This window comes from Curtobacterium sp. MCLR17_039 (genome assembly GCF_003234745.1).
Taxonomy (GTDB): Bacteria; Actinomycetota; Actinomycetes; order Actinomycetales; family Microbacteriaceae; genus Curtobacterium; species Curtobacterium flaccumfaciens.
This window is the reverse complement of the sequence record NZ_QKTF01000007.1, coordinates 31,948-57,577: the sequence shown is the minus strand read 5'-3', so window position 1 is coordinate 57,577 and position 25,630 is coordinate 31,948. Positions and strand designations below refer to the sequence as shown.

Below are 25,630 nucleotides of genomic sequence, written 5' to 3'. Positions count from 1 at the left end.
CGCGTGCCATGGGGTCGCAGGCGGGGCTGTGATCAGTGGACTGGTACCGCTGCCTGATCAGGCGTAGCTCGGCTCAGCGCCGCCACACCCCGATCCCCACCACCGCGACCAGGTTCACCGCACTCCCCACCAAGAAGCCGGTCGTCCCACCCGCGACTCCCGCCACGGGCCCGAGCACCGCCATGAGGCCAGCCCCGACGACGAACCCGGCGACCGAGGCAAGGGCGACCTGGCGCGAGCGTCCGGCGGCGAGCAGCAACGCGGCGGGCACGAGCCCGACGGTGAACACCCACACCGCGACCATCAGGTACCGCAGGTCGGCGACGGCAGCGGCCCCCTCGGCGGGGTAGACGATCGGCAGGAACCACCCGGCGAGCAGGGCGACCAGGCCGAAGACGACGGCGGATGCTGCAGCGAACCCGACGACGAGCAGCAGCGCTCCGCGGGAGCGCAGCGATCCACCATCGGTCCGGTGCGCGAACGCCGGCACGAGCACCTGCCCCAACGCCTGCCCGAGCATCGACGCCGGCGTCGCCAGGGTGAACGCGGCGGCGTAGACACCGGCGTCGTGCGCCGACGACGTCACCTGCGCCGAGATCATCGTCAACTGCAGCAACCCGTTCGAGGTCACCACCGCCAGCACGTTCCACGCCGCGAACCCGAGCACCCCCGCCTCGGGTTCGTGCGAAGCCGGCGAGAAGCCGTTGCCCCGTGGCCAGCACGCGATCGCGAACACCGTGTACCCGATGGCCAGGGGCAGCAGCACGAACGGCTCGAGGCGGGAGACGCACGCCACCACGAGCAACGCGAGCGCCAGCACGCTCGTCACGGAGTCCCAGAGCGCGACCCGGGGTGCCCGGTCGTAGCCGAGCTGCGCGCCGCGGGCGTAGCAGTAGAGGCCGTAGCCGACGACGACCGCGGCACCACCGAGCACCATGCCGGGGCCGTTGCCCCAGGCCAGCGCGATCGGCACGGTGACCGCCGCGAGCACCACGCTCGACACCAGCATGGACACCCCGAGCAGCCGGTTCACCGCGGCGTCCGACCGCCGACCCCGCAGCGCGATCGCCAGGAACCGCGATGCAGTGTTGCCCGCGGCGTTCGGCCAGAGCAGGGCGACGAAGACCGAGAGTGACAGCAGGGCGGTGGTCTGCCCGAGGGCCTCCGTGCCGAACACCCGCCCGACGACGACGGTCACGAGCAGCTTCGCCACGCCCTGCACGCCGATGCCGACCGTGGCGAGCACGGCCGACGAAGCCACCGAGGATGACGGCGCCGCAGAAGCAGCAGACCCGCTCACCGCGCCAGGGCCTGTTCCACCCAGCCGCGCCGGTGCGCCCGCACCCCGAGCGTCACCGCCCGGACCCCGATGTAGCCGAGGGTGAAGGCCGCCCACAACCCCGCGAGCGTCCCCCCGGCCCACCAGAGCAGCGGCAGGTAGACGACGAGGTTCAGGCCTCCAGCGATGGCCAGGTACCGCGCGTCCCCCGCGCCGATCAGCACCCCGTCGAGCACGAAGACGTACCCGGCGACGGGCATCCCGACGGCGATGAGCACCAGCACGACGGGCAGGGCGTCCCGCACCGCCCGCGAGTCCGAGAACACCGGCCCGAGCACGCCGCTCACCGCCAGGGTCAGCACCCCGAGCAGCACACCACCGGCGATCCCGAGCAGCACGAGCCGTCGCGTCACCAGTCGCACCCGCTCCGGGTCTCGGCCGCCGAGCCCGTGCCCGACGAGCGCCTGCCCGGCGATCGCGAGTGCGTCGAGCGCGAACGCCAGTGTCGAGAAGACGGTCAGCCCGACCTGCGTCGTCGCCAGCCCGGTGGTCCCGAGCCCGGCAGCGGCCCCGACGGTCGCGAGCATCGCGATCCGCAGCGACGCGGTCCGCAGGAACAGCCATGCCCCCGACCGCAGGGCCCGGGCGACGCCCGAGGCGCCGGGTCGCAGCGGCGCCCCCGACGACCGAGCGGCCCGCACCGCGATGCGCACGTAGACGACGGCCATCGCCCACTGCACGATGACGGTGCCGGCGGCGGAACCCTCGACACCCCAGCCGGCCCCGTAGATCAGGACGGCGTTGAGCAGCCCGTTCGCGACGAACCCGATGGTCGCGACGACGAGCGGGGTCTTCGTGTCCTGCAGCCCACGCAGCAGCCCGGTCGAGGCGGTCACGACCAGGATGCCGGGCAGCCCGATCAGGGAGATGGTCAGGTACGCGGTCGCGGCGGCCGACACCTCGGCCGAGGCGCCGAACAGGTCGACGAGCGGCCCGGCGAGCGGCCACCCGACCAGCGCCAGCACCACCCCCAGCACGAGCGCGAGCCACATCCCGTCGATGCCTGCGTGCACGGCTCCGCGACGGTCGCCACCACCGAGCGCCCGTGCCACGGCCGGGGTCGTCGAGTACGCCAGGAACACCAGCAGCCCGGTCACCGTCGACAGCACGGCGCTCGCGACCCCGACGGCCGCCAGCGGCGTCGCCCCGAGGTGCCCGACGAGCGCGGTGTCGGTCAGCAGGAACAGCGGCTCGACCACGAGCGCGCCGAGCGCCGGCACCGCCAGCCGCACGATGTCGCGGTCGACCGCGCGCCGTTCGGCAATCACTGCGGCTGTCATCGTTCGGGGCACCGGGCCATTCTGGCGGGGATGCGGTACGGGCGTCGTCCGCACACCCGGTGATGGTCGCCATCGTCGACTTGGCCGGTCTTTCTGGATGGCTCGATGTCCCGGCCCTTACGCTCTTCGGATGCGTTCTCTCGTCAGGCTCGATGACTGGTCTGCATCTGGCGTCGATGCGGTCTTCGACCTGGCTGACGCGTTCCGTGCGGGCCGGGGGCCCGTGACGGAGGGCGCGGCGGTCATGTTCTTCCCGCCGACGAGTCTGCGCACCAGGGCCACGTTCGAGCGGGGCGCTTCGCTCATGGGGCTCGAACCGATCGTGTTCCCGGACACGACACTCGACAAGCCGGAGGCGCTGTCAGATGTCGCTCGCTACCTCGAGAACTGGGTCGACATCGTCGTGGTGCGCCACCAGGACCTCGCCGTGGTCGACGCCTTGGCTGCGGCGCACGCGCTGCCAGTCGTGAACGCGATGACGGACGACAACCATCCGTGCGAGGTGCTGTCCGACCTCCACGCCTTGCAGCAGCGGGGCGGCATCACCGCGATGCGCTTCCTCTTCGTGGGCGCGGACAGCAACATCGCCAGGGCGTGGCAGGAAGCCGCTCGCGTCTTGCAGCTCGACCTGATCCAGTGCTGCCCGGCCGAACTCGCAACCCCGGGGGTTGCGTGGACCGACGACCTCGAGGCAGCTGTTCGATCAGCGGACGTGGTCCTCACCGACGGTCCCGGTGCGCACACTGACGCTCTCGAGGAGTACCGGATCACGGCGGCTCTCCTCGACCTCGCGCCACCGGGAGTCCGCTTCAACCCGTGCCCGCCGTTCCTGCGCGGCCGTGAGGTCAGTGTCGACGCCGTCGAACACGCCGCATTCGTCGGACACGACTTCAAGGCCGGACTCCTGCCGGTGCAGCAAGCCGTCATGGCGTTCTGCCTCGGCCTCGGCTGAGCAGGCGTCCCGACCACTGGCCTGAGTGTGTCGGACGATGCGCGCCTCGCTGGCGATCAGGTTCAGGTGAGGTGGTGTTCGTGGGCGTAGATCGCTGCGGCGATGCGGTTGCGGAGGCCGAGCTTGGTGAGGACTCCGGCGACGTGGGTCTTGACAGTGACCTCGCCGATGCCGAGCGCTGCGGCGATCTCGGCATTCGACTGGCCCTTCGCGACGAGGAGGAGCACCTCGTTCTCCCGCTGGGTGAGGTTCGGGAGTGCGCGCCCGTCGGGTGCCTGCAGCGGCCCGGTGGGGAGTTGCGGTGCGAAGCGGTCGAGCAAGAGCCTCGTGATGCGGGGCGTGGTCACGGCATGGCCGGCAGCGACGGCGCGGACGCCCGCGAGGAGCTCGGCGACCGGCGCGTCCTTCAACAGGAATCCGCTGGCACCGGCACGGAGCGCCCGGTAGGCGTACTCGTCGAGGTCGAAGGTTGTGAGGATCAGGATCTTCGCGTCGGGGTCATCGGTGAGGAGTCGTCCGGTGGCTTCGAGGCCGTCCATGCCGGGCATCCGGATGTCGAGGAGGATCACGTCCGGGCGAAGTGCGTTCGCCTGACGGATGGCGCTCCGCCCGTCCGGGGCCTCGCCGACGACCGTGATGTCCTCTGTGTCGTCGAGGATGAGCCGGAACCCCATCCGGATGAGGGCCTGGTCGTCGACCAGGAGCACGCGGATGGTCATGCTCGTGCTCTTCCTGGCTGGACGGCGAGGGGGATCGAAGCAGCGATCCGCCATCCGCGGGTGCCATCGGGTCCCGCATCGAGGATGCCGCCGAGCTGGGTGACGCGTTCTTCCATCCCGACCAGCCCGAAGCCTCCGGCTCGGGTCTCGAGCGTGCCTCCGGTGCCGTCGTCCTCGATGCTGAGGACGAGCTCGTCTCGCGAGGCCGTGATGGTCACGGTGAACGTGGTCGCACTCGCGTGCTTGAGGGTGTTCGTGATGGCCTCCTGGGTCACCCGGTAGACGGCGACCCCGATCGTTGCCGGAACTCGGTCGACGGCGCCGTGGGTCTGCAGTGTGGCGCGCAGCCCGGCTGCGGTGACGAGTTCGAGCAGCGCCGGTACCCCGTCGATGCTTGGCGTGGGTAGCAGTCCATCGCTCGCTCGGATCGTCCCGACCGCGTGACGGGTGTCGGCAAGGGCCGTGCGGGCGGTGCGTTCGATTAACCCGACGGCCTCGTCCACGCGCTCTGGTTGCCGAGTCGCCCTGCCGGTGCTGGCCGCCGCGAGGGTGACGATCACGGCGAGGCCGTGGGCGATGACGTCGTGCATGTCCCGCGCGATCCGGATGCGCTCGTCGGCGACCGCGAGCAGCGTCTGCTGTTCACGTTCACGCTGTGCCCGAGCGCTCTGCTCCTGCAGAACCGCGACCACGCGGCGGTGGTTGCGGACCGAGGCACCGCACGCGGTCGCCGCGAGGACGAACACGGTGAGGACGGTCAGCATCTCGGTGACGTGGAGCCCGTGCGGCCACGTGACGGACGCGGCCACCGCACCCCCCTCGGCGATCCCGACCGCGACCGCGGTGTCCCGCACCGGGCGGTGGGCGGCGACCGTCGCCAGCGCCACCAGCACGCTCACGTCCGCAGCGAGCTGCACCCCGATCGACCACTGCACGGCAGCGACGACGCTGATGCCGAGGAAGACAGCCATCGGCCATCGTCGACGCACACTCAGCGGCGCGATCATCGCCAGCGACAGCGTGACGTACGCCACGAGCAGCGGGTCACCGGCCCGGGCGTGGAAGACCAGCTGCGGTGTCACCGCGACGGCGAGAGCGCCGGCGATGACGGTATCCGCGACGACAGGGTGCGCCCGCCACCACTGCCGCACCGTGCGGTCGTGACCGAGGACCATCACATTCCGCTGCCGTCGAAGAACGCGGCCAGGGCGGGTGCCGTGTCCGCGACGGTTGACAGGTTCGCCAGGAGCACGATCCCGAGGAACAACAGCATCCCGGGGAGCAGGATCCCACCGCCGGCGAGCACCCGGCGGAGACGCCGATCGGCCTTCGGGGTCCGGGCCCGCTGCACCCAGATCGCCGCTGTCCCGGCGACGACCACGACGATCGCGGCAACCGCGGTCACGACGAGCGCCGCGTGGTAGCGGCGGAAGTCCTCGATGAGCGCGGCCAACGGCGGGGTCATCGTCCCGGACGCGAGCTCACTGCGGACCTGGAGCACCGAGGCGCCGTCCATCGGGAGGAAGGTCAGCACAGATGACAACGGCGCCACTGCACCCTGCACGTTCGCCATCACGACCAGCAGCACGACCGGGGCGATCGGAGCGCCCAGGACACCGACCAGGAACAGCCCGAAGCAACGCCTCCGCGATCGTGCCCGTGCGAACGCGGTCCAGACACGTTGCCCGACCGGGACCAAGACGACCAGCAGGGCGACCGCGACGATCGCCTTCACGATGTGGAACACGGTCCAGTACGACACCGCGCCGGCCAACGGCGAACTCGACGTCCGCCCGGACCCCACCCACTGCGCGAACCCCGAGGCCACGGCTCCGGGAAGCGCCGCGACGGACAGGTGTGTCCCCGAGGCCCAACCGGCGATCGCCGCCGGCCAGACGACCACTGCGATCGTCAGCGCTCCTGCCAACGTGAACCAAACCACCCCACGGCGATCCACAGTTGCCGGCGTGTTCGTCATCGTCATCATCACCCTCCACCACGTCGGGCGCATCCCGACGAGACAACGGTAGGGAGCGCGACCACACCGCCGCGTCCTCCCCGGACACGAGGTATGACGTCGGCGAACCTCCTCCTCGAGGAGGACCCGGCGGACGGAACCTGCGCGTTCCAGACGCCCGGCACCGGTTCCGGGGTTCAGTCGCGGACGACCTCGTTGATCGCGGCCCAGCCGAGCGTCGGCGGTACCGAGACGACAGCACCCGGCGCACCGAACATCTGTGCAGCCCAGTCGCCGGCGACGCTGTACGCGGCTTCGGCGATGGCCGATCCCGCGCTGACCCGGCTCGCCCCCGCCCGTGCGAGGTCACCGACCGACAGGGTCCCGGGCCCGAACGCGACGTTGAGGGGCAGCTCGATCGCGTCCACGAGCATCGAGATCGTGGCGGCCGACAGCGCTCCGAGCACGAAGACGCCACTGGCGCCGGCACTGGCGTAGGCGGTCGCACGGGTGAGCGTCGCCTCCGCCCAGGCGTCGCTGCCGGGCGCGCCCAGCAGGTGCGTGTCGATCCGAGCGTTGACGAAGAGTGGGATGCCGGCGTCATCCGCAGCCTGGCGGGCTGCGCGGATGCGGTCCTCCTGTTCCGCCACCGGACGGAGAGAATCCTCGATGTTCACGCCGGAGACGCCCAGCCCGAGGAACGCGGACACGGTCGAGGCGACGTCGCCCGGTGTCTCGCCGTACCCGCGCTCGATGTCGGCGGTGAACGGGACGTCGACTGCCGCCGCGATCGGCCGCACGGCGTCCAGCGCGCCGTCCCGGGTCAGATCGTTGCCGTCCCGGTGACCGCGTGACCAGGCGACACCGGCGCTCGTCGTCGCGATCGCACGCGCTCCGGCCGAGAGGACAATGCGTGCGGACGCGATATCCCACACGTTCGGCAGGACGACCGGTGCCCCGGGGACGTGCATCGCGGTGAAGGTGCGCGTGCGCTCGAGGTGCGTGCTCATCGTGCAATCTCAGCACACCGGCTCAGAACGGCCAGTCCGACGGGTGGGTCAGCGGCACTGCCACGATCTGCACGTCGTCTTGGTAGGCGATCCGTCCAGGGCTGTTGGTCCGCAGCTCCACCCACGCGACTCCGTACCGGTCGAGCAGGTCGAGGTAGTCCGCGCTCATCGTGAGCAGGGCCGTGGCACTCGTCCGGAACCAGGATCGCGCTCCTGGATTGCGTGCCTCGTCGAAGAGCCGCGTCTCCACGGTCGAGGGGTCCACGTACAGCCCCTCTGCTCGCTGGTTCGCGGCGACCAGCCAGCGGTCGTCGGTGTCGGAGAGAGCTCCGGCCGCGCGCAGACCGTTGGCCAGCGCGAAGATCCCGGGGAAACGACCACGCCGGTTGGGCACCGCGCTCTGGTAGCGGACGAAGTCGGTCACGGTCCGACGCTAGCCCCGTCACGGTCGTGACCGCATGACTGGGCGTGGGCGCCAAGGCAGGCCCACGTCGTCGACGTGCGCCACGACGGACTGGAGGCCCGTGGCGGCGCCGCCACGGGCCTCCAGTCCGGTGGTCCCACGTCGTCAGGCCGGACGCGCGTTCCGGCCGACCACTCGCGTCAGTCGGCGCGCGGTTCCGCGGGGACGGCGCCGGTGGCGGCGTGTGCGGGGTCGGCGACCTCGGTCGACGGCTCGTCGGTGCCACGGGCCCGGCCGATGACGTCCATCACGTGGTAGACGACGATCGCGGCGATCGTGCCGACGATGATGCCGCCGAAGCTCGCCTGGCCGAACGTGAACGTGAAGTTCGCGATGCCGATGATCAGGGCGATGCCGGCCGTCAGCTGGTTCTTCGGCTTCGAGAAGTCGACGCGGTTCTCGACCCAGATCCGGATGCCGATGACGCCGATCAGGCCGTAGAGCGCGGTGGTGGCGCCGCCGAGCACGCCGGCCGGCACCGAGGAGATGACGGCGCCGATCTTCGGTGACAGACCGAGCAGGACGGCCGCGATGGCGGCGACCCAGTAGGCGGCGGTCGAGAAGACGCGGGTGGCGGCCATGACGCCGATGTTCTCGCCGTAGGTGGTGGTGGCGGAGCCGCCGCCGACGCCCGCCAGGACGGTCGAGATGCCGTCGGCGAAGAGCGCGCGACCGGTGAGCGGCGTGAGGTCACGGCCGGTCAGCTGCCCGACGCCCTTGACGTGGCCGACGTTCTCGGCGACCAGTGCCAGGACGACCGGCACGAACGCCAGGTAGATCGCGAGCTGCGACGGGTCGAAGGCGGGAGCGGTGAACTCCGGCAGACCGATCCACGGTGCTGCGTGGACCTTCGAGAAGTCGACCTGGCCGCCGATGAGCGCCGCCACGTAGCCGACGAGCACACCGATGACGATCGACAGCCGGCCGATCAGGCCCTTGAACAGGACGGTGACCAGGATGATCGCCGCCAGGGTGATGAGCGCGATGACCGGGGCCGCCGTGAAGTTGTCGCGGGCCGCCGGAGCCAGGTTGAAGCCGATCAGGGCGACGATCGCGCCGGAGACCACCGGGGGCATCAGCCGGTCGATCCACCCGGCGCCGGCCAGGTGCACGACGAGCCCGACGATCGCGAGCAGGGCACCGACGACGATGATGCCGGACAGGGCGAGCGGGATGCCGCCGATCTTGGTCGCCGCACCGATCGGGGCGATGAACGCGAACGACGAGCCGAGGTAGCTCGGCAGGCGGTTGCCCGTGATGAGCAGGAACAGGATCGTGCCGATGCCGCTGAACAGCAGCGTCGTCGACGGCGGGAACCCGGTCAGCAGCGGCACCAGGAACGTGGCGCCGAACATCGCGACGACGTGCTGCACCCCGAGGCCGATCGTCCGGGGCCAGGTGAGCCGTTCGTCGGGTGCCACGATCGTCGTCGCGGAGACGGTCTTGCCGTCTCCGTGCAGCTTCCACGGAAGTCCCATGCGATGACCGTACCGGCAGCCGTGCGCCGGTGACGACCCGGATCGACCTGCCCCATGGGGTCGGTGGCTATCGTGGACCGCATGACCGACGTCGCACGTGCCTCCGGCATCCACACTGACGAACTCGACCCCGCGGTGCGCCCCCAGGACGACCTGTACCGCCACGTGAACGGGACCTGGATCGAGGCGACGCCGATCCCCGACGACAAGGCCCGGTACGGCTCCTTCACGGTGCTGGCCGAAGCCGCCGAGATCGCCGTGCGCGACATCATCGAGCGCTCGCAGCAGGCCGCCCCTGGCACCGAGGAGCGCAAGGTCGGTGACCTCTTCACCTCGTTCACCGACGAAGCGCGACTCGAGGAGCTCGGCACCGCACCGATCGAGCACCTGCTCGCCGAGATCACCGCCATCGAGTCCGTGCCCGAGGTCATCGCCGCCGTCGGCCGCTTCGAGCGCATCGGCCTGCCGAGCTTCCTGCAGCTCTTCGTCGACAACGACCCGGGCGACCCCGAGTCCTACGTCGTGTTCCTGGAGCAGTCCGGCCTCGGGCTGCCCGACGAGTCGTACTACCGCGAAGAGCGCTTCGCCGACATCCGCGAGAAGTACCGCGAGTTCGTCGCGGCGATGTTCCCGCTCGCCGGCCTCGACGACGGCGGCGCCCGCACCGAGCACGTCATCGCGCTCGAGACGGCGCTCGCCGCCCAGCACTGGGACAACGTCACGACCCGCGACAGCCAGAAGACCTACAACAAGCTGCCCTGGGCCGAGGTCGCCGCGCTCGCGAAGGGCGTCGACCTGCAGACCTGGTGGCAGGCCATCGACGCCCCGGCTGGCGCGTTCGAGACCGTCGTGGTGCGCGAGCCCTCGTTCATCACCGGCCTGGCGGACCTGCTGAACGACCAGCCGCTCGAGGTCTGGAAGGACTGGCTGCGCTGGCAGGTCATCCGTGGCTCCGCCGCGTACCTGACGAGCGCGTTCTCGGCCACGAACTTCTCGTTCTACGGCACCGCACTCACCGGTGCGCCCAAGCAGCGCGACCGCTGGAAGCGCGGCGTCTCGCTGGTCGAGGGCGCGATGGGCGAGGCCGTCGGCCGCATCTACGTGCAGGAGCACTTCGACGAGACCTCGAAGGCCAAGATGGACGACCTCGTCGCCAACCTGGTCGAGGCGTACCGGCAGAGCATCACTGCGCTCGACTGGATGACCGACGAGACCCGTGCCCGTGCGCTCGACAAGCTCGACAAGTTCACGCCGAAGATCGGCTACCCGGTGAAGTGGCGCGACTACTCGGCGCTGCCCGTCCGTGCCGACGACCTGGTGGCGAACGTGCGCGCGGTCGCCTCGTTCCAGGTCGACCGCGAGCTCGGCAAGATCGGCAAGCCGATCGACCGCGACGAGTGGTTCATGACCCCGCAGACGATCAACGCGTACTACAACCCCGGCTTCAACGAGATCGTGTTCCCGGCCGCCATCCTGCAGTTCCCGTTCTTCGACGCGAACCGCGACGCCGCCGCGAACTACGGCGCGATCGGTGCCGTCATCGGGCACGAGATCGGCCACGGCTTCGACGACCAGGGGTCGCAGTACGACGGCGACGGCAAGCTCGAGAACTGGTGGACCGAGGCTGACCGCGCGGCGTTCGAGGAGCGCACGAAGGCCCTCATCGCCCAGTACGACGCCCTGGTGCCGACCGAGGTGCCCGACAGCCACGTGAACGGTGCCCTGACGATCGGCGAGAACATCGGTGACCTCGGTGGCCTGTCGATCGCGTGGAAGGCGTACCTGCTGTCGCTCGACGGCCAGGAGCCCCCGGTCGTCGACGGCCTCACCGGTGCCGAGCGCTTCTTCCTGAGCTGGGCACAGGCCTGGCGCATGGCGATCCGCCCGGAAGAGGCGGCTCGTCTGCTGAGCATCGACCCGCACTCGCCCAACGAGTTCCGCTGCAACCAGGTCGTGCGGAACATCGACGTCTGGTACGACACCTTCGGCGTGACCGAGCAGGACGCGATGTACCTCGACCCCGCCGAGCGCGTCGCGATCTGGTGATGACGGAGCCGGACGCGGCCCGGTCGTCGCGCCGCCGGCGACCGGACGACCGCCCAGCAGGTGGCGGCCGCGGTCGTGGGCGGCACAGCGGCCGGTCCGACGACCGCTTCACCGCCACCACCGAGGCCCTCGGCGCCCTCGCGCTCGAGGGCGCCGGGGTCAGCGCCTCGGTGATCGACACCTCCAGCGGCAAGGCCCTGCTCGCGATCGACGACACCCTGGTGCAGCCGGTCGCGAGCCTGGGCCGCGTCCTGCTGCTCATCGAGGTCGCCGCCCAGCTCGAGGACGGCCGCCTGCACGGTGACCGCCTGCAGCGCATGGCCCGCGACACCGCGACCGGTGCCGGCCTGTGGCAGTTCCTGCAGGAGCCCACGATGCAGGTGCCCGACCTGGCGACCCTGGTCGGGGCCACCGCCGATGCCTGGGCCATGAACGCACTGCTGTCGACCGTCGGCATCGACGCCGTCCGGGAGCGCGCGGAGTCCCTGGGCATCGAGCGCACGGCTTTGATCGACCGGGTGCGGGACCGCCGGGGACCGGACGACGCCCCCGACGCCTCCGTCGCACCGACCGGGGAGCTGTCGTGGGTGATGCGCGGACTGGCGCTCGGCGAGGTCGTCGACGAGGCGGTGTCCAACCGGGTGCTCGGCTGGTTGTCCCTGGCGAGTGACCTGAACCTGGTCGCCGGGTCCTTCGGGCTCGACCCCCTGGCGCACCGTGCGCTCGACCACGGGCTGCAGGTCGTCGCGGTCACCGGGTCGAGCACCGGTGTGCGGGCCGAGGCGGGGATCCTGCGGGGGCCCGGGTCGTCGGTCAGCTACGCCGTGACCGTCACGTTCGACGACGCCTCGTTGCAGCGGCGGTTGGCCGTCGTCGAGGCGCTGCGGACCATGGGCACCGAGGTGCTCGAGGCGGTGCACGCCCCGGCTCGTCGCTGAGGGCGAACGCCGCATCCGGTTCGGTCGGCGTCCAGGGATCACGGGCACACTCCGAGGCAAGCAACCCGAGCAGCGGAGGTCGGACATGACGGGCAAGCACGAACAGGCACGAGGCGACGAGGGTCGCGCGGACGGGGTCGAACCCCGCGCCGGAGCCTTCACGGACAGCGAGATCCCGGGCGAGGAGCACGTCGAGTCGACGGAGCCCGTCGGCGAGTTCGTCTCGAGCGACATCCCCGGCGAGACGCGTCCGAACGGAACCGGACCCGACGGCGAGTACGTCGACTCGGACATCCCCGGCGAGGCCGAGCCGGCCCAGAACGGCGAGGTCGGCGAGTACACCGACACCGACAAGGCCTGACGAATCCGGGCAGAACGCATCCCATGATCAAGGATAGGCACTCATCCTTGATCATGGGATGATCCATGTATGGCTTCGTACGAGACGATCCGACGCACTGGCGACCCGGCAGCCGCGACACGCGCCTTCCGGATGCCGATGGTCTTCGACGCCTACGTGCCGGATCTGCTGCAGGGCCGAACGGTCGAACTCGGACCGGCCGAACAAGCGGCCGTACTCGAGGCCACCGCTGCGGTGACGGAAGCCGAGACGAGATCCACGCTGCTCCGCAGCGGAGACGCACTGGGCCGGATGCTCCTCCGAGCCGAAGCGGTCGGGTCGTCGATGATCGAGGGCCTCGAGGTCTCCCCGCGGAAGCTGCTCGAAGAAGAGGCCCGCGGACGGAGCCCGCTTGGGCAGTGGAGCACCGCAACCGAGGTCCTCGGCAACATCGACGCCATGACCTTCCTCACCGAGTCGGTCGGTCCGGGTTCCCCGGTGACCCTCGACCTGCTCCTCGAGGCGCACCGGCGCCTGATGGAGGCCTCGACGACCCCCGAGGTCGGGGGCACGGTCCGAGCGGTCCAGAACTGGATCGGTGGACCGACGCCTGCCGCAGCGGCGTTCGTCCCTCCCGTGCCGGAGCGGGTGCCAGGACTCCTCGACGACCTGTTGGCGTTCGTGAACTCGAGCACGCTGCCGACGATCGCCATCGCCGCCGTTGCACACGCACAGTTCGAGACGATCCACCCGTTCGCCGACGGCAACGGTCGCATCGGACGCGCACTGATCCACGCTGTCCTGCGGTCACGGGGTCTGACCGTGGAGTCGTCTCCACCGGTGTCCCTGGTCCTGGCGACCCGTGCTGTCGACTACGAAGCGGGGCTCCAGCGGTTCCGGTCCACCGATCCGCCGGCATCGGAGCCAGCGCAGCGAGCCGTCGGGCAGTTCGTCCGGCTCTTCGCCGAGGCGATGGCCGAGGTCGTGGACCGGATGACGCAGTTCGAGCACGAGCTCGTCCGGATCAAGGAGTCCTGGCGATCTGCGCTCGCCGGAGTCCGCTCTGACTCCGCTGCGTGGTCGGCGCTCGAACTCGCGCCCCGCATGCCGGTGCTCACCGCGCAGACATTCGCCGCCGCGACGGGCCGGAGCGAGCAAGCCGCGAACACGGCCTTGGGGGTGCTCGTTGATCGTGGCGTCCTGACACAACGATCGGCGGGACGGCGGAACCGCGTCTTCGAGGCAGACGCCGTGATCGGCGCGCTGGCACTGCTGGAACGCCGTCTCGCCTCTCCGGCCGGTGACACCGGCGTCGTGCCGCCGACCAGGCACGTGCCGGCAGCTCCGCCCAGGGCCTGATGGTCAGTCGATGAGCTCCGCCGCCACCAGGCGGCGGAGCGTCTCCACGCCCGCAGGCGGGCAGCGTTCCGCGTCGGCGGAGGTGACCCACTCCACCTCGTCCACCTCGGCCGAGGCGACGGGCGTGGCGGAGTCCAGCGGGCCTCCCGGTCGGACCAGGAACAGCGTCATCGCGACCATGGTCCCCGGAGCCTGCCCGTGGGCGGGCTCGAGCACGACGCCGAACGGGTCGACGTGGTCGGCGGTGAGGCGCAGGCCGGTCTCCTCGTACGCCTCGCGCACGGCGGCTTCGACGTCGGTCTCGTGCGGCTCCGCCTTGCCGCCGGGCAGGTAGAGCACGTCGCGCGCCCGGGCGCGCACCATCAGGACACGTCGGTCACGCACCAGCAGCAGCGCACTCACGCGCAGCGTGGGTGGTTGCGGAGCGGCCTGGAGGCTCAGCTCGCGTCCGCCTGGTCGTCGCGATCCGAAGCGGTCGGGTCCAGTGCCGTGCGGTCGGCCAGCGGGACGACCGGCGACGGCAGCTCCGGCTCGGCCGCGGGCCGGACGCCGTACAGGGAGTCGATCGCCCCGACGAACTCCTCGCCGCGACCGGCGCGACCGAGCTCACGAGCGCGGACCGACGGACGGTGCAGCAGGACGCCGACCAGGTGCCGGAGCGCCCGCTCGGTGTGCTCGACGGACTCGCCGTCGGCGTCCGCGCGGCGCTTGGCCCGCTCGATCTCGTCGTCGAGGATGTCGAACACGTGCTTGCGGAACGCCACGAGCGCCGGGGTCGTCGACTGCTCCATCGCCTGCGCGCGGAACCGGGACACGGCGTCGTCGACCATCGCGCGGGCCTCGGACTCGGCGTTCAGCTCGGAGATCGGGGCGTGGATGCTGATCGTCTCGAGGTCGAGCAGCTCGACGCCGTCGACACCGGCGGCCGCGGGGTCGACGTTGCGGGGGAGCCCGAGGTCGATGACGATGCGGCGGACCCCGTCGTCGAGGTCGGCCGGTGCGACGACCGGGACCTCGCTCGAGGTGCAGGTGATCAGGACGTCGCTCTCGCCGATGGCCTGGCGCAGGTCGCGGGCGGCGACGAGGTCGTGCTTGGCGGCGAACCAGGGCGCCCGGCCCGAGGGCGAGAACACCTGGATGTTCGTGGCGCCGCGGTCACGCAGGGCGGCGATGGTGGTGGCCGCGTAGCTGCCGGTGCCGACGAGCAGCACGCGGGTGCGGGCCCAGTCGGTGACCCGCGACGAGGCGAGTTCGAGGCCGAGGCGCACGAGCGACCGGCCGGCGGCGCCGATGCGGGTGCGGGTCTTGACGCCGCGTGAGGTGTGCGCGGCCTCTTGGAACAGGCGCTCGAGGTCCGAGGTGGTGGTGCCGTTCGACCGGGCGTCCTCGAGCGAGCGACGGACCTGGCCGGAGATCTCGGTCTCGCCGACGACGACGGACTCGAGTCCGCTCGACACGGCGAACAGGTGCTGCACGACGTCCTTGCCGTCCAGCACGTTGACGGAGTCCAGGACCTCGGTGGCGTCCAGGTCGCTCGCGGCGGCCACGGCCTGCACGGTGGCGGAGACGGCGGAGTCGCTCTCGTCGCCCGCGATGTCGAGGTACGCCTCGAAGCGGTTGCAGGTGGCGAGCACCACGGCACCGTCCAGAACGCCGGCATCCGTGACGAGTCGGCTGGCTGCCGCGGGTGCACCGATGCTCAGTCGCTCCAGGAGATCGAAGCTGGCGTTGCGATGCGACGCCGTGAGACAGATGAGCACGTAGTCAATGGTAACGCGCTCGATGGGAGAATCATCCGGTGACCGAAGCGACGACCACATCCCTCCCCGACTCCCACCCCCTGGCATCAGGGCGGACGAGTGGTTCCCGCCTGGTACGGGCCCTGCGGGGTGACCGTCCGGAGACGCTCCCGGTGTGGTTCATGCGGCAGGCCGGACGGTCCCTGCCGGAGTACCGGGAGCTTCGGATCGGCACAGCCATGCTCGACGCGTGCCTCGACCCGGAGATGGCGTCGGAGATCACCCTGCAGCCGGTCCGCCGGCACGGGGTCGACGCGGGCATCTTCTTCAGCGACATCGTCGTGCCGATCAAGCTCGCCGGTGTGGACGTCGAGATCGTCCCCGGCCGTGGACCGGTGCTCTCGTCGCCGATCCGCACCCCCGCCGACGTCGACGCCCTCGAGCAGCTCGACCCCGCGGCCCTCGCCCCCATCGAGCAGGCCGTCCGACGCACCGTCGAGCAGCTCGGCGACACCCCGCTGATCGGTTTCGCGGGGGCGCCGTTCACCCTCGCCGCCTACCTGGTCGAGGGTGGCCCGTCCAAGGACCACATCCGCGCCCGCACGCTCATGCACGCCGACCCCGAGACCTGGTCGCGGCTGCTCGCCTGGGCCGCCGAGGTGTCCGGGATGTTCCTCCGGGCACAGGTGCTCGCCGGGGCCTCGGCCGCGCAGCTCTTCGACTCGTGGGTCGGGTCGCTCTCCCGCGCCGACTACGTCCGGTCCGTCGCACCGCACTCCGCGCAGGCGATGTCGCACGTCGCCGAGCTCGGGGTGCCGCGCATCCACTTCGGCGTCGGCAGCGGCGAGGTCCTGGCCGACATGACGACCTTCGGCACGGACACGGTGGGCGTCGACGCGGTCGGGGTCGACTGGCGCCTGCCGCTCGACCAGGCGGTCCAGCGCGTCGGCACCGGGGTCAGCGTGCAGGGCAACATCGACCCGGCGATGCTCTCGGCGCCGTGGGATGTCCTCGAAGCGCACGTCCGCGACGTCGTCCGTCGGGGCGGTGCCGCACGGGCGCACGTCGTGAACCTCGGCCACGGGGTCCCGCCCGAGACCGACCCGGCCGTCCTGACCCGGGTGGTCGAACTGGTCCACTCGCTCGGCGACGGTCGCCCGGACGACGGTGCAGCGCAGGACGGAGCCGACGCGTGACCGACGTCGTCGTGGTCGGCGGCGGGGTCGCCGGGCTCGTCACCGCCCGTGACCTCGCCAAGGGTGGTGCCCACGTGGTGCTCGTCGAGTCCTCGGGCGAGCTCGGGGGCATGATCCGTCGGCACACCGTCGGCGGGATCGACCTGGACATGGCGGCGGACTCCTTCGCCACCCGAACGGACGCCGTCGGCCGCCTGGCGATCGAGCTCGGACTCGGCAACGACGTCGTCGCCCCCGACCCGCGCGGCGCCTGGCTGATGACCCGCGACGGCCGGACCTCCCCGATCCCGGCGACCGGACTCCTCGGCATCCCGAGCACCCCGATGGCCGCCGACGTGCTGGCCGTGGTCGGGCAGAAGGGCGGCCTGCGCGCCCAGATGGACTCGCTGCTGCCGGCACCGGTGGGCGCCAAGGCCTCGTCGCTCGGCGAACTCGTCCGCCGGCGCATGGGGGAGCGGGTGCTCGACGACCTCGTGGTGCCGATCGCCGGTGGGGTGCACTCCACACACCCCGACCAGCTCGACCCCGACCGGGTGGCTCCGGGCCTGCGTGCCGCACTGCTGCGCGAGGGCTCACTCGCCCGGGCCGTCCTGTCGCTGCGGGCACGCGCGGCCGCCGGCACCCCGGTGCAGGGGATCCGCGGGGGGACGGTGCGCCTGGTGGACGAGCTCGTCGCCGACCTGGAGACCTACGGGGTCGAAGTCCGGCTGCACACCCGGGCGACCCGCATCGAGGCGCACGCGGTCGAGATCGTCAGTACCGACGGCACGACCGAACGGCTGCCGGCCCAGCACACCCTGTCCTCCGTCGCCGACCCGGAGCGCACCGCCGCCCCCGACCGGACGGGCATCCAGCTCGTCACGCTCGTCGTCGACCAGCCCGAGCTCGACGCCGCCCCGCGCGGAACCGGGATGCTCGTGCACCCGGACGCGCAGGCCGTGTCGGCGAAGGCCCTCACGCACGCGACGGTGAAGTGGCCGTGGCTGGCCGACGTGGCGGACGGACGCCACGTCCTGCGGCTCAGCTACGCGACCACCGCGACGGACCCTGCGGGCGTCGCCACGAGCCTCCCGGTCGACCCGACCGACCCCGTCGGCAGCCGCGCGCTGCAGGACGCGTCCACGCTGCTCGGTGTGCCGATCACGGCTGACCGCGTCAGCGGCGCCGCACGCGTCGGCTGGTACGGACCGGACCTCACCGCGGCAGGGCTGGCCGACGGCGTCGTCGGCATCGGTGAGGCCTCGACCGGACGAGGCCTGGCGGGCATCATCGCCGCCGCTCGGAAGGCAGCCGACGAGATCCTCGGTTCCTGAGCGGACCGCGCAGCCCCCGAGGGCTACTGTTGGTCAGACCGCCGGACGTATTCCGTTCGGTGCATGACCACCGCACAACCAATGCACGGAGGAATCGCACATGCGCGGAAAGCTCCTGTTCGTCGCCGGCGCCGCACTCGGGTACGTCCTGGGATCGCGAGCCGGACGGGCGCGGTACGAGCAGATCAAGACCGTCAGCGGCAAGGTCTGGAACAGCAACGGCGTCCAGAAGGGCGTGCACGTCGCCGAGGACTTCATCGCCGACAAGACCCCGGACGTCGCCGAGTTCATCGGTGAGACGACCAAGAAGGCCGTCCGCAAGGTCGGCCAGAAGAAGGACACCACCACCTCATGACCGACACCCGCGATCGCAAGTCGCGTTCGCTGTTCGGCCTGGTCGGTGACGTCCCGAAGCTCGTCAAGGGCCTGGTCAAGGGCGAGATCGACCTGCTCAAGGCCGAGATGCTGGCGAAGGCGAAGATCTTCGGTCTCGCAGCCGGTCTGCTGGTCGGTGCGCTCGTCGTCGTGCTCTACGCGATCGGCGTCCTGCTGACCGCAGCCGTGATGGGCCTGGCGACCGTGATGCCGGCGTGGCTGGCTGCACTGGTGGTGGCCGTGGTGATGCTGATCATCGCCGCGATCCTCGGCCTGGTCGGCTGGAAGCGCCTGAAGAAGGGCCTGCCGATCACGCCGAAGCGCACGATCGCCAGCGTCAAGGACGACATCAACGCGGTGAAGGGCCTCGGCAAGAAGCCGACCCCGCCGACGCAGTACGGCAGCCGCAAGCCGGACGTCGACGGCCGCTCCTGAGCGCCGACAGCCCCGACAGCCGCACCACCGACGGAGGAACCGTGACCGACCCGCACGACGATCTCGCTGCTCGCGTCGCCGCGACCCGCGCCCAGCTGTTCGACACCCTCGACGCGATCGAGGACAAGCTCAACGTCCCGAAGCAGATCGGGATCGCGGCGTCGAAGTTCAAGCGCGGTCTCGACGAGAAGCCGGTGCCCTACCTGGCCGGTCTCGCAGCCGGCGTGGCGGTGGTCGGGGGTATCGTCGTGATGGTGCTCCGACGGCGGTAGACCGCCCGAGCGCGGTCCACCGGATGCGGGGCGGCCAACACCCTGGCAACCGATAGGACAATGGATCCATGAGCTCCGACGCGCCCACGAACACCGGGCCCGTGCCCGCGCACGACCACCCCCACACGGAACCCGCCGAGACCGGTCACCCGGACTCCGGGATCGACCCGAACCTGCTGACGGCCTACGCCCTCTGGGCAGTGTTCCGCCGGCCCCTCGGTCCGGTCCACCGCGTCGGCGACGACGGTGTGGCCGAACTCGACACCGTGATCGCCAGCGCCGCCGAGCGCGGGGTCACGATCCGTGGCTTCTACGACGTCTCGGCCTTCCGTGCCGACGCCGACGTCATGGTCTGGCTGCACGGCGACGACGCGCAGGCCATCCAGGCCGTGCTGCGCGAGATCCGTCGCACCGGCCTGTTCCAGGACGCCGAGCCGGTGTGGCACGTGATGGCCATGCACCGCGAGGCCGAGTTCAACAAGCGGCACACCCCCGCGTTCCTGCGCGGCAAGGACCCCGAGGCGTGGATCACGGTGTACCCGTTCGTCCGCTCCTACGAGTGGTACCTGCTGCCGGAAGAGGAGCGCTCGAAGATGCTCCGCGACCACGGCATCGCCGGCGCGAAGTACCGCCGCGTGCTCACGAACACCATCGCGACCTTCGCCCTGAGCGACTACGAGTGGATCCTGCCGCTCGAGAGCCCGGACCTCGTCGACCTGGTCGACCTGATGCGCGATCTCCGCTACACCGAAGCGCGCATGCACGTGCGCGAAGAGGTCCCCTTCTTCACGGGTCGTCGCGTGACGACCGCCGAACTCCCGGAGGTGCTGTCATGACCGACACCAGCATGATCACGAACGGCCAGGTCCTCGCCGCCACCCCCGCGGCGGCGTCCGGTCCCGAGCACGTCGAGACCCCGACCGCCTACGACGCGATCCTGCTCGCCGGCTTCGGTGGCCCCGAGGGCCAGGACGACGTCATCCCCTTCCTGCGCAACGTCACCCGCGGCCGTGGGATCCCGGACGAGCGTCTCGAAGAGGTGGCGCACCACTACCGCCACTTCGGCGGCGTGAGCCCGATCAACGCGCAGAACCGTGCGCTCAAGGCCGCGCTCGAGGCCGAGCTGGCGTCGCGCGGCATCGACATGCCGGTCCTCTGGGGCAACCGCAACTGGGAGCCCTACCTCGAAGAAGCCTTCACCGAGGCGGCGGACAAGGGCTACACGAAGCTCGTCGCCATCGCCACGAGCGCGTACTCGTCGTTCTCGAGCTGCCGGCAGTACCGCGAGGACTACGCTCGCGTGCTCAACGAGACCGGTCTGATCGACACCATCCAGATCGACAAGATCCGCCAGTTCTTCGACCACCCGGGCTTCGTCCGCCCGTTCATCGACGGCGTCCGCGACGGCATGGCCCGCGCGATCGCCGAGAACGAGGGCCTCGACGTCGCGACCGAGCTGCAGGTGCTCTTCTCGACGCACTCCATCCCCTCGACCGACGCCGCCCGCTCGGGCCCCGACTACCGCGGGTTCGACGAGCACGGCGCGTACGAGGCGCAGCACCTGGCCGTCGGCGAGGTCGTCCTCGACCAGGCCTGGGCCGAGCTCCTCGAGCAGCCCGAGCACGCGCACCTGCAGGGCACGTCGAAGCCCGCCTGGAAGCTCGTCTACCAGTCGCGCTCCGGTCCCCCGACGCAGCCGTGGCTCGAGCCCGACATCAACGACTACATGAACGAGGACCTCAAGGGCGGCCCGACCCGTGCCGTGCTGATCGTCCCGCTCGGCTTCGTCAGCGACCACATGGAGGTCATGTGGGACCTGGACGAGGAAGCCACCGAGACCGCCGGTGAGCTCGGCTTCTGGTCGCTCCGCACGCAGACCCCCGGCATCGACCCGGCATACGTGTCCGGTCTCGTCGACCTGGTGCTCGAGCGGGTCAACGGCACGCCCAAGGCCGAGCGCCCGCACATGACCGACATCGGCCCCTGGTACGACGTGTGCCGTCCGGGGTGCTGCGAGAACGTGCGAGCGGGGTTCAAGCCCGCCGCCGCGGGCGTCGCTCCGTGACCGACACGACCGTGAACGACCCCAGCGCCACCGGGCCCGACGGCCCGACCCCGATCCGGCTCGGCACCCGTGCCAGCCGGCTCGCGGTCGCGCAGTCGCAGGACGTCGCCGACCGCCTGGCGAAGGCGGCCGGTCGCCCCGTCGAACTCGTCACCGTCACGAGCGAGGGCGACACGAACCGTGCCTCCCTGGCGTCGCTCGGCGGCACCGGTGTCTTCGCCAGCGCCCTGCGTGAAGCGCTCGTCGCGGGCGAGGTCGACGTGCTCGTGCACTCGCTCAAGGACCTGCCGACCGCGCCGTACCCGGGCCTGACGATCGGTGCCGTGCCGAAGCGTGCGGACGCCCGTGACGTCCTCGTCGCCCGGAACGGCGCCACCGTCGACACCCTGCCCGAGGGCGCGAAGGTCGGCACGGGTTCGCCCCGTCGTGCCGCGCAGCTCCGTGCGCAGCGCCCCGACCTCGACGTGGTCGACATCCGCGGAAACATCGACACCCGCCTCGGCCGGGTGGACGACGACCTCGACGCCGTGGTGCTCGCCGCCGCCGGCCTCGGGCGCATCGACCGCCTGTCGGCCGCCACGGAACTGCTCGACCTCGGCTTCTGGCCCAGTGCTCCCGGACAGGGCGCGCTCGCGGTGGAGATCCGCTCGGACGAGACCCACCATGGGCTGCTCGCCGCACTCCGCAAGATCGAGCACGCCCCCACCCGCCTGACGGTGACGGCCGAGCGCGAGGTCCTCGCCAAGCTCGAGGCCGGCTGCTCCGCCCCGATCGGTGCGACGGCCGTCGTGGACGCCGAACTGCTGCTCGTGTCCGCGACCGTCTACCGCCCCGACGGCACCGAGTACCGCACCGCGTCGCACGCGGCCGTGCTCGACGGGTCGGCGCAGGAGCGTCTCGACGAGGCGCTCGCGGTCGGCGGCCGCGTGGCGACCGAGCTGCTCGAGAACGGCGCTGCCGACCTCGCCGACCTGGCGACCACCGTCGCCGAGGACACCACGGACGGGCCGTACACCGCGGGTCCCGGCCTCGCGACGCCGGCCGAGTAGGCGGTCACCACGGAACCCTCCACCACCGCGACGGACGAGGCGCGACCGCCGGTCGTCCTCGTCCCGCGTGGCGGTGCGTGGGGGGACCGGGTCGCCGAAGCGGCGCGGGCCCGAGGGCTCGCGCCCGTCGTCGTCCCCCTCATCATGGACGCTCCGCCGTCCGACCCCTCCGCGCTCGACGCTGCGGTCCGCCGCCTGGTCGCCTCCGGTGCGGTCTGGGCCCACGACGCCGGTTCCGGACCGACGCGCCAGCGGTGGTCCGGCCGTGCCGGTGGGGAGAGGCCCGGATCGCCCGCGCCGGTCGGTGAACGAACCCCTGTGGCTGGTTACGCATGGGTGGTGGTGACCAGTGCGACGGCGGTGACGGTCCTGTCGGAACGCGTGGAGGGCCTCCCGGCCGGGGTGCGCGTCGCTGCGGTCGGCGAGCCGACCGCCCGTGCCGCGCGCGCTGCGGGCTGGGTCGTCGACCTGGTGCCGACCGAGACGTCCGCAGCCGGCCTCGTGCAGGAGTTGCCGGACACCGACGGCACCGTGCTGTTCCCCCGCTCCGAGATCGCCGCACCCACACTCGTCGACGGCCTCCGTGCCCGCGGCATCGATGTGGACGACGTGGTCGCGTACCGTACCGTGGGGACCGGCGACGAGCCGATCACCCTCGAGACGACGCCCGCTGCGGTGCTCGTGACGAGCGGCAGCGTCGCCCGCGAGATCGCCCGCCGGATGACCCCGCTCGACCCCCGCACCATCGTGGCCTGCATCGGCCCCGGGACCGCGACCGACGCCCGTGCGGCCGGACTGCCCGTGCACGCGGTCGGACGCACCAGGTCCGCAGAAGCCCTGCTCGACGCCGTCGTCGAGGCACTGAACCCAACCACCCCCCACCAGGAAGGTCACCCGTGACTGGACGCTTCCCCCAGGTCCGCCCCCGTCGGCTCCGCGCCACCCCCGCGATGCGACGACTCGTGGCCGAGACCCGGCTCCACCCGGCCGAGCTCGTGCTGCCGATGTTCATCCGCGAAGGCGCGACCGACGCCGTGGACATCTCGAGCATGCCGGGGGTGCAGCAGCACTCCCTCGACTCGTTCCGCCGCGCGCTGGTCGACGCCGCGTCGGTCGGTGTGGGTGGTGTGAACCTGTTCGGCGTGCCGACCAAGAAGGACGCCACCGGCTCCGGCGCGACCGACCCGGACGGCATCCTCAACGTGGCCATCCGGGTGGCCAAGGAAGAGGTGGGGGATGCCCTCGTGGTGCAGTCCGACCTGTGCCTCGACGAGTTCACCGACCACGGACACTGCGGTGTGCTGGCAGCCGACGGCTCCGTGGACAACGACGCCACCCTGCTGCGCTACCGCGACATGGCGGTCGCGCAGGCCGAGGCCGGTGCCGAGCTCGTCTGCATGAGCGGCATGATGGACGGCCAGATCGCCGCCGCACGTGACGCCCTCGACGGCGCCGGACACAGCGGCACCGCGCTGCTCGCCTACGCCGCCAAGTACGCCTCGGCGTTCTACGGGCCCTTCCGCGAGGCCGTGTCGTCGTCGCTCGTCGGCGACCGCCGCACGTACCAGATCGACGCCGCGAACGGTCGACAGGGGCTCCGCGAGGTCGAGCTCGACGTCGACGAGGGCGCCGACATCGTGATGGTGAAGCCCGCGATGAGCTACCTCGACGTGCTCGCCGAGACCGCGGCCACCTCGCCGGTCCCGGTCTGGGCGTACCAGATCTCCGGCGAGTACGCGATGATCACCGCAGCAGCGCAGAACGGGTGGATCGACCGCGACGCCGCCGCGATGGAGTCGCTCGTCGGCATCAAGCGCGCCGGTGCCGACGCGATCCTGACCTACTTCGCCGTCGACATCGCGCGGAAGCTCAACGAGGAAGCGGGCCTCCGCACCTCGGGCAGCACCGCGGACGTCGCCGGCATCGCCTCGACCGGGAAGGCCCCCGAATGACCACGAACGACCAGCTGTTCGGCCGTGCCAAGAACGCGATCCCGGGCGGTGTGAACTCCCCGGTCCGCGCCTACGGGTCGGTCGGCGGCACCCCGCGGTTCCTGGTGTCCGCGAAGGGCGCCTACGTCACCGACGCCGAGGGCCGCGAGTACGTCGACCTCGTCGCGTCGTGGGGCCCCGCGATCCTCGGGCACGCCCACCCCGGCACGGTCGAGGCCGTGCAGCAGGCCGCCGCGCGCGGACTGTCGTTCGGGGCGTCGACCCCCGGTGAGACCGAGCTTGCCGAACTGGTGAAGCAGCGGGTGTCGGTGGACGGCGACGGCCCCATCGAGAAGCTCCGCATGGTGTCGACCGGCACCGAGGCCACGATGACCGCGATCCGGCTGGCCCGCGGCTACACCGGTCGCGACCTGCTCGTGAAGTTCGCCGGGCACTACCACGGGCACTCGGACTCCCTGCTGGCCGAGGCCGGCTCCGGCGTCGCGACCTTGGCCATGCCGGGCAGTGCGGGCATCACCGCCGAGACCGCGGCGCAGACCCTCGTGCTGCCGTACAACGACCTCGACGCCGTCCGCCGCGCCTTCGACGAGCACTCCGAGCGCATCGCCGCCGTCATCGTCGAGTCCGCCGCCGCGAACATGGGCGTCCTGGCACCCGAGCGCGGCTTCAACCGTGCCCTGGCGCAGATCACCCGGTCGCACGGGGCGCTGCTCATCGTCGACGAGGTCCTGACCGGGTTCCGCGTCGGTGCGGCCGGCTGGTGGGGCCTCGAAGCGTCGAAGGTCGTGCCGGACGGTGCCGGGTGGAAGCCCGACCTCATCACGTTCGGCAAGGTCATCGGCGGCGGCATGCCCCTCGCCGCACTCGGCGGTCGGCGTGAGGTCATGGACTTCCTCGCCCCGCTCGGGCCCGTCTACCAGGCGGGAACCCTGTCGGGGAACCCGTTGGCCGTCGCCGCCGGCATCGCCACGCTGCGGGCCGCGACGCCCTCCGTGTACGAGTCGCTCAACCGCACGGCTGCGGTCATCTCCGCGGCCACTTCGGACGCCCTGTCGGCCGAGGGTGTCGCCCACACCGTGCAGCGCGCCGGCAACCTGTTCTCGTTCGCGTTCACCGAGCAGGCGCCGCGGAACTACGACGACGTGCGGGCGCAGGACGTGTTCCGCTACGCGCCGTTCTTCCACGCGATGCTCGACGCCGGGGTGACCCTGCCGCCGAGCGTCTTCGAGGCGTGGTTCGTCACGGCCGCACACGACGACCGCGCGGTCGGACGGATCCTCGACGCCCTGCCCGCGGCCGCGAGGGCTGCTGCCGCCGCGACCGCGTGACGGGCACGGAGGCTGCTGCCGCCGC

Annotated in this window: 26 protein-coding genes; 16 read left to right on the top strand and 10 right to left on the bottom strand. The window is 71.5% G+C overall.

Features of this window, described 5'->3' with window-relative positions; all coding sequences use genetic code 11:
* Window positions 1–73: 73 nt before the first annotated feature.
* Both DEJ00_RS10350 and DEJ00_RS10345 read right to left on the bottom strand, forming a co-directional pair.
* Window positions 74–1,246, bottom strand: a complete 1,173-nt coding sequence (locus tag DEJ00_RS10350; RefSeq protein ID WP_111057283.1) for a lipopolysaccharide biosynthesis protein — start codon at window positions 1,244–1,246, stop codon at window positions 74–76.
* 50 nt (window positions 1,247–1,296) lie between these two features.
* Window positions 1,297–2,607 carry an MATE family efflux transporter gene (locus DEJ00_RS10345; protein WP_111057282.1) on the bottom strand — a complete coding sequence of 437 codons (1,311 nt, stop codon included), beginning with the start codon at window positions 2,605–2,607 and terminating at the stop codon, window positions 1,297–1,299.
* A 109-nt stretch (window positions 2,608–2,716) separates the two neighbouring features.
* On the opposite strand from DEJ00_RS10345, the gene DEJ00_RS10340 reads away from it, so the two are divergent.
* A complete protein-coding gene (locus DEJ00_RS10340; RefSeq protein WP_111057281.1) occupies window positions 2,717–3,571 on the top strand; it encodes an ornithine carbamoyltransferase in 855 nt (284 codons plus the stop codon).
* 62 nt (window positions 3,572–3,633) lie between these two features.
* Here DEJ00_RS10340 and DEJ00_RS10335 read toward each other — a convergent pair whose 3' ends face one another.
* From DEJ00_RS10335 to DEJ00_RS10310, 6 genes are all read right to left on the bottom strand, one after another.
* On the bottom strand, window positions 3,634–4,290 hold the full coding sequence (locus DEJ00_RS10335; protein ID WP_071404459.1) for a response regulator transcription factor: 657 nt from the start codon (window positions 4,288–4,290) through the stop codon (window positions 3,634–3,636).
* Window positions 4,287–5,465, bottom strand: a complete 1,179-nt coding sequence (locus DEJ00_RS10330) for a sensor histidine kinase (RefSeq protein WP_111057280.1) — start codon at window positions 5,463–5,465, stop codon at window positions 4,287–4,289. The genes DEJ00_RS10335 and DEJ00_RS10330 overlap by 4 nt, the downstream gene beginning before the upstream one ends.
* A complete protein-coding gene (locus DEJ00_RS10325; RefSeq protein ID WP_146247939.1) occupies window positions 5,465–6,232 on the bottom strand; it encodes a hypothetical protein in 768 nt (255 codons plus the stop codon). Before DEJ00_RS10325 ends, DEJ00_RS10330 begins: the two co-directional genes overlap by 1 nt.
* A 212-nt stretch (window positions 6,233–6,444) precedes the next feature.
* The gene (locus tag DEJ00_RS10320) at window positions 6,445–7,257 is read right to left on the bottom strand and encodes an isocitrate lyase/phosphoenolpyruvate mutase family protein (RefSeq protein WP_111057278.1); all 813 of its coding nucleotides are present in this window, start codon (window positions 7,255–7,257) and stop codon (window positions 6,445–6,447) included.
* Between the two features lie 22 nt (window positions 7,258–7,279).
* A complete protein-coding gene (locus DEJ00_RS10315) occupies window positions 7,280–7,681 on the bottom strand; it encodes a hypothetical protein (RefSeq protein ID WP_027467015.1) in 402 nt (133 codons plus the stop codon).
* A 179-nt stretch (window positions 7,682–7,860) separates the two neighbouring features.
* The gene (locus tag DEJ00_RS10310) at window positions 7,861–9,198 is read right to left on the bottom strand and encodes a uracil-xanthine permease family protein (RefSeq protein WP_111057277.1); all 1,338 of its coding nucleotides are present in this window, start codon (window positions 9,196–9,198) and stop codon (window positions 7,861–7,863) included.
* A gap of 81 nt (window positions 9,199–9,279) precedes the next feature.
* Here DEJ00_RS10310 and DEJ00_RS10305 point away from each other — a divergent pair, with 81 nt between their 5' ends.
* The 4 genes from DEJ00_RS10305 (at window position 9,280) to DEJ00_RS10290 (ending at window position 13,881) form a co-directional block, all read left to right on the top strand.
* Window positions 9,280–11,244, top strand: coding sequence for a M13 family metallopeptidase (locus DEJ00_RS10305; protein ID WP_111057366.1), 1,965 nt, complete (start codon window positions 9,280–9,282; stop codon window positions 11,242–11,244).
* On the top strand, window positions 11,244–12,182 hold the full coding sequence (locus tag DEJ00_RS10300; protein WP_071248868.1) for a serine hydrolase: 939 nt from the start codon (window positions 11,244–11,246) through the stop codon (window positions 12,180–12,182). Before DEJ00_RS10305 ends, DEJ00_RS10300 begins: the two co-directional genes overlap by 1 nt.
* An 85-nt stretch (window positions 12,183–12,267) precedes the next feature.
* Entirely contained in the window at window positions 12,268–12,543 is a 276-nt protein-coding gene (locus DEJ00_RS10295; RefSeq protein ID WP_111057276.1) for a hypothetical protein, read from the top strand.
* A gap of 69 nt (window positions 12,544–12,612) precedes the next feature.
* Window positions 12,613–13,881, top strand: coding sequence for a Fic family protein (locus tag DEJ00_RS10290; protein ID WP_220038860.1), 1,269 nt, complete (start codon window positions 12,613–12,615; stop codon window positions 13,879–13,881).
* A 3-nt stretch (window positions 13,882–13,884) separates the two neighbouring features.
* Here DEJ00_RS10290 and DEJ00_RS10285 read toward each other — a convergent pair whose 3' ends face one another.
* Both DEJ00_RS10285 and DEJ00_RS10280 read right to left on the bottom strand, forming a co-directional pair.
* On the bottom strand, window positions 13,885–14,283 hold the full coding sequence (locus tag DEJ00_RS10285) for an NUDIX domain-containing protein (protein ID WP_111057275.1): 399 nt from the start codon (window positions 14,281–14,283) through the stop codon (window positions 13,885–13,887).
* Between the two features lie 35 nt (window positions 14,284–14,318).
* Window positions 14,319–15,641 carry a glutamyl-tRNA reductase gene (locus tag DEJ00_RS10280; protein WP_027467024.1) on the bottom strand — a complete coding sequence of 441 codons (1,323 nt, stop codon included), beginning with the start codon at window positions 15,639–15,641 and terminating at the stop codon, window positions 14,319–14,321.
* 38 nt (window positions 15,642–15,679) lie between these two features.
* Between DEJ00_RS10280 and hemE the strand changes: the two genes are divergently transcribed.
* From hemE to hemL, 11 genes are all read left to right on the top strand, one after another.
* Window positions 15,680–16,816, top strand: a complete 1,137-nt coding sequence (hemE, locus tag DEJ00_RS10275; protein WP_111057274.1) for a uroporphyrinogen decarboxylase — start codon at window positions 15,680–15,682, stop codon at window positions 16,814–16,816.
* Window positions 16,813–18,129: an NAD(P)/FAD-dependent oxidoreductase gene (locus tag DEJ00_RS10270; RefSeq protein ID WP_111057273.1), complete on the top strand. Its 1,317-nt coding sequence runs from the start codon at window positions 16,813–16,815 to the stop codon at window positions 18,127–18,129. Before hemE ends, DEJ00_RS10270 begins: the two co-directional genes overlap by 4 nt.
* Window positions 18,130–18,229: 100 nt before the next feature.
* A complete protein-coding gene (locus DEJ00_RS10265) occupies window positions 18,230–18,484 on the top strand; it encodes a hypothetical protein (RefSeq protein ID WP_017887727.1) in 255 nt (84 codons plus the stop codon).
* On the top strand, window positions 18,481–18,939 hold the full coding sequence (locus DEJ00_RS10260) for a phage holin family protein (protein ID WP_071248880.1): 459 nt from the start codon (window positions 18,481–18,483) through the stop codon (window positions 18,937–18,939). Before DEJ00_RS10265 ends, DEJ00_RS10260 begins: the two co-directional genes overlap by 4 nt.
* Before the next feature lie 41 nt (window positions 18,940–18,980).
* Window positions 18,981–19,211 carry a DUF3618 domain-containing protein gene (locus tag DEJ00_RS10255; RefSeq protein ID WP_027467026.1) on the top strand — a complete coding sequence of 77 codons (231 nt, stop codon included), beginning with the start codon at window positions 18,981–18,983 and terminating at the stop codon, window positions 19,209–19,211.
* Window positions 19,212–19,279: 68 nt separating this feature from the next.
* On the top strand, window positions 19,280–20,047 hold the full coding sequence (hemQ, locus tag DEJ00_RS10250) for a hydrogen peroxide-dependent heme synthase (protein WP_181440148.1): 768 nt from the start codon (window positions 19,280–19,282) through the stop codon (window positions 20,045–20,047).
* Entirely contained in the window at window positions 20,044–21,276 is a 1,233-nt protein-coding gene (locus tag DEJ00_RS10245; RefSeq protein WP_027467028.1) for a ferrochelatase, read from the top strand. The genes hemQ and DEJ00_RS10245 overlap by 4 nt, the downstream gene beginning before the upstream one ends.
* Window positions 21,273–22,325 (top strand): hydroxymethylbilane synthase, encoded by a 1,053-nt coding sequence (hemC, locus tag DEJ00_RS10240; RefSeq protein ID WP_258373627.1) that lies wholly within the window; start codon window positions 21,273–21,275, stop codon window positions 22,323–22,325. The genes DEJ00_RS10245 and hemC overlap by 4 nt, the downstream gene beginning before the upstream one ends.
* A 144-nt stretch (window positions 22,326–22,469) precedes the next feature.
* Window positions 22,470–23,225 (top strand): uroporphyrinogen-III synthase, encoded by a 756-nt coding sequence (locus DEJ00_RS10235; protein ID WP_111057272.1) that lies wholly within the window; start codon window positions 22,470–22,472, stop codon window positions 23,223–23,225.
* On the top strand, window positions 23,222–24,277 hold the full coding sequence (hemB, locus tag DEJ00_RS10230; protein WP_258373626.1) for a porphobilinogen synthase: 1,056 nt from the start codon (window positions 23,222–23,224) through the stop codon (window positions 24,275–24,277). Before DEJ00_RS10235 ends, hemB begins: the two co-directional genes overlap by 4 nt.
* Window positions 24,274–25,605: a glutamate-1-semialdehyde 2,1-aminomutase gene (gene hemL / locus DEJ00_RS10225; RefSeq protein WP_027467030.1), complete on the top strand. Its 1,332-nt coding sequence runs from the start codon at window positions 24,274–24,276 to the stop codon at window positions 25,603–25,605. The genes hemB and hemL overlap by 4 nt, the downstream gene beginning before the upstream one ends.
* Window positions 25,606–25,630 lie beyond the last annotated feature (25 nt).

Coding starts and splice junctions, on each gene's coding strand:
- DEJ00_RS10340 (WP_111057281.1), top strand. CDS start 2,717: ATGGCTCGATGTCCCGGCCCTTACGCTCTTCGGATGCGTTCTCTCGTC.
- DEJ00_RS10335 (WP_071404459.1), bottom strand. CDS start 4,290: ATGACCATCCGCGTGCTCCTGGTCGACGACCAGGCCCTCATCCGGATG.
- DEJ00_RS10330 (WP_111057280.1), bottom strand. CDS start 5,465: ATGGTCCTCGGTCACGACCGCACGGTGCGGCAGTGGTGGCGGGCGCAC.
- DEJ00_RS10320 (WP_111057278.1), bottom strand. CDS start 7,257: ATGAGCACGCACCTCGAGCGCACGCGCACCTTCACCGCGATGCACGTC.
- DEJ00_RS10310 (WP_111057277.1), bottom strand. CDS start 9,198: ATGGGACTTCCGTGGAAGCTGCACGGAGACGGCAAGACCGTCTCCGCG.
- DEJ00_RS10305 (WP_111057366.1), top strand. CDS start 9,280: ATGACCGACGTCGCACGTGCCTCCGGCATCCACACTGACGAACTCGAC.
- DEJ00_RS10300 (WP_071248868.1), top strand. CDS start 11,244: ATGACGGAGCCGGACGCGGCCCGGTCGTCGCGCCGCCGGCGACCGGAC.
- DEJ00_RS10295 (WP_111057276.1), top strand. CDS start 12,268: ATGACGGGCAAGCACGAACAGGCACGAGGCGACGAGGGTCGCGCGGAC.
- DEJ00_RS10290 (WP_220038860.1), top strand. CDS start 12,613: ATGGCTTCGTACGAGACGATCCGACGCACTGGCGACCCGGCAGCCGCG.
- DEJ00_RS10265 (WP_017887727.1), top strand. CDS start 18,230: ATGCGCGGAAAGCTCCTGTTCGTCGCCGGCGCCGCACTCGGGTACGTC.
- DEJ00_RS10260 (WP_071248880.1), top strand. CDS start 18,481: ATGACCGACACCCGCGATCGCAAGTCGCGTTCGCTGTTCGGCCTGGTC.
- hemQ (WP_181440148.1), top strand. CDS start 19,280: ATGAGCTCCGACGCGCCCACGAACACCGGGCCCGTGCCCGCGCACGAC.
- DEJ00_RS10245 (WP_027467028.1), top strand. CDS start 20,044: ATGACCGACACCAGCATGATCACGAACGGCCAGGTCCTCGCCGCCACC.
- DEJ00_RS10235 (WP_111057272.1), top strand. CDS start 22,470: ATGGACGCTCCGCCGTCCGACCCCTCCGCGCTCGACGCTGCGGTCCGC.
- hemL (WP_027467030.1), top strand. CDS start 24,274: ATGACCACGAACGACCAGCTGTTCGGCCGTGCCAAGAACGCGATCCCG.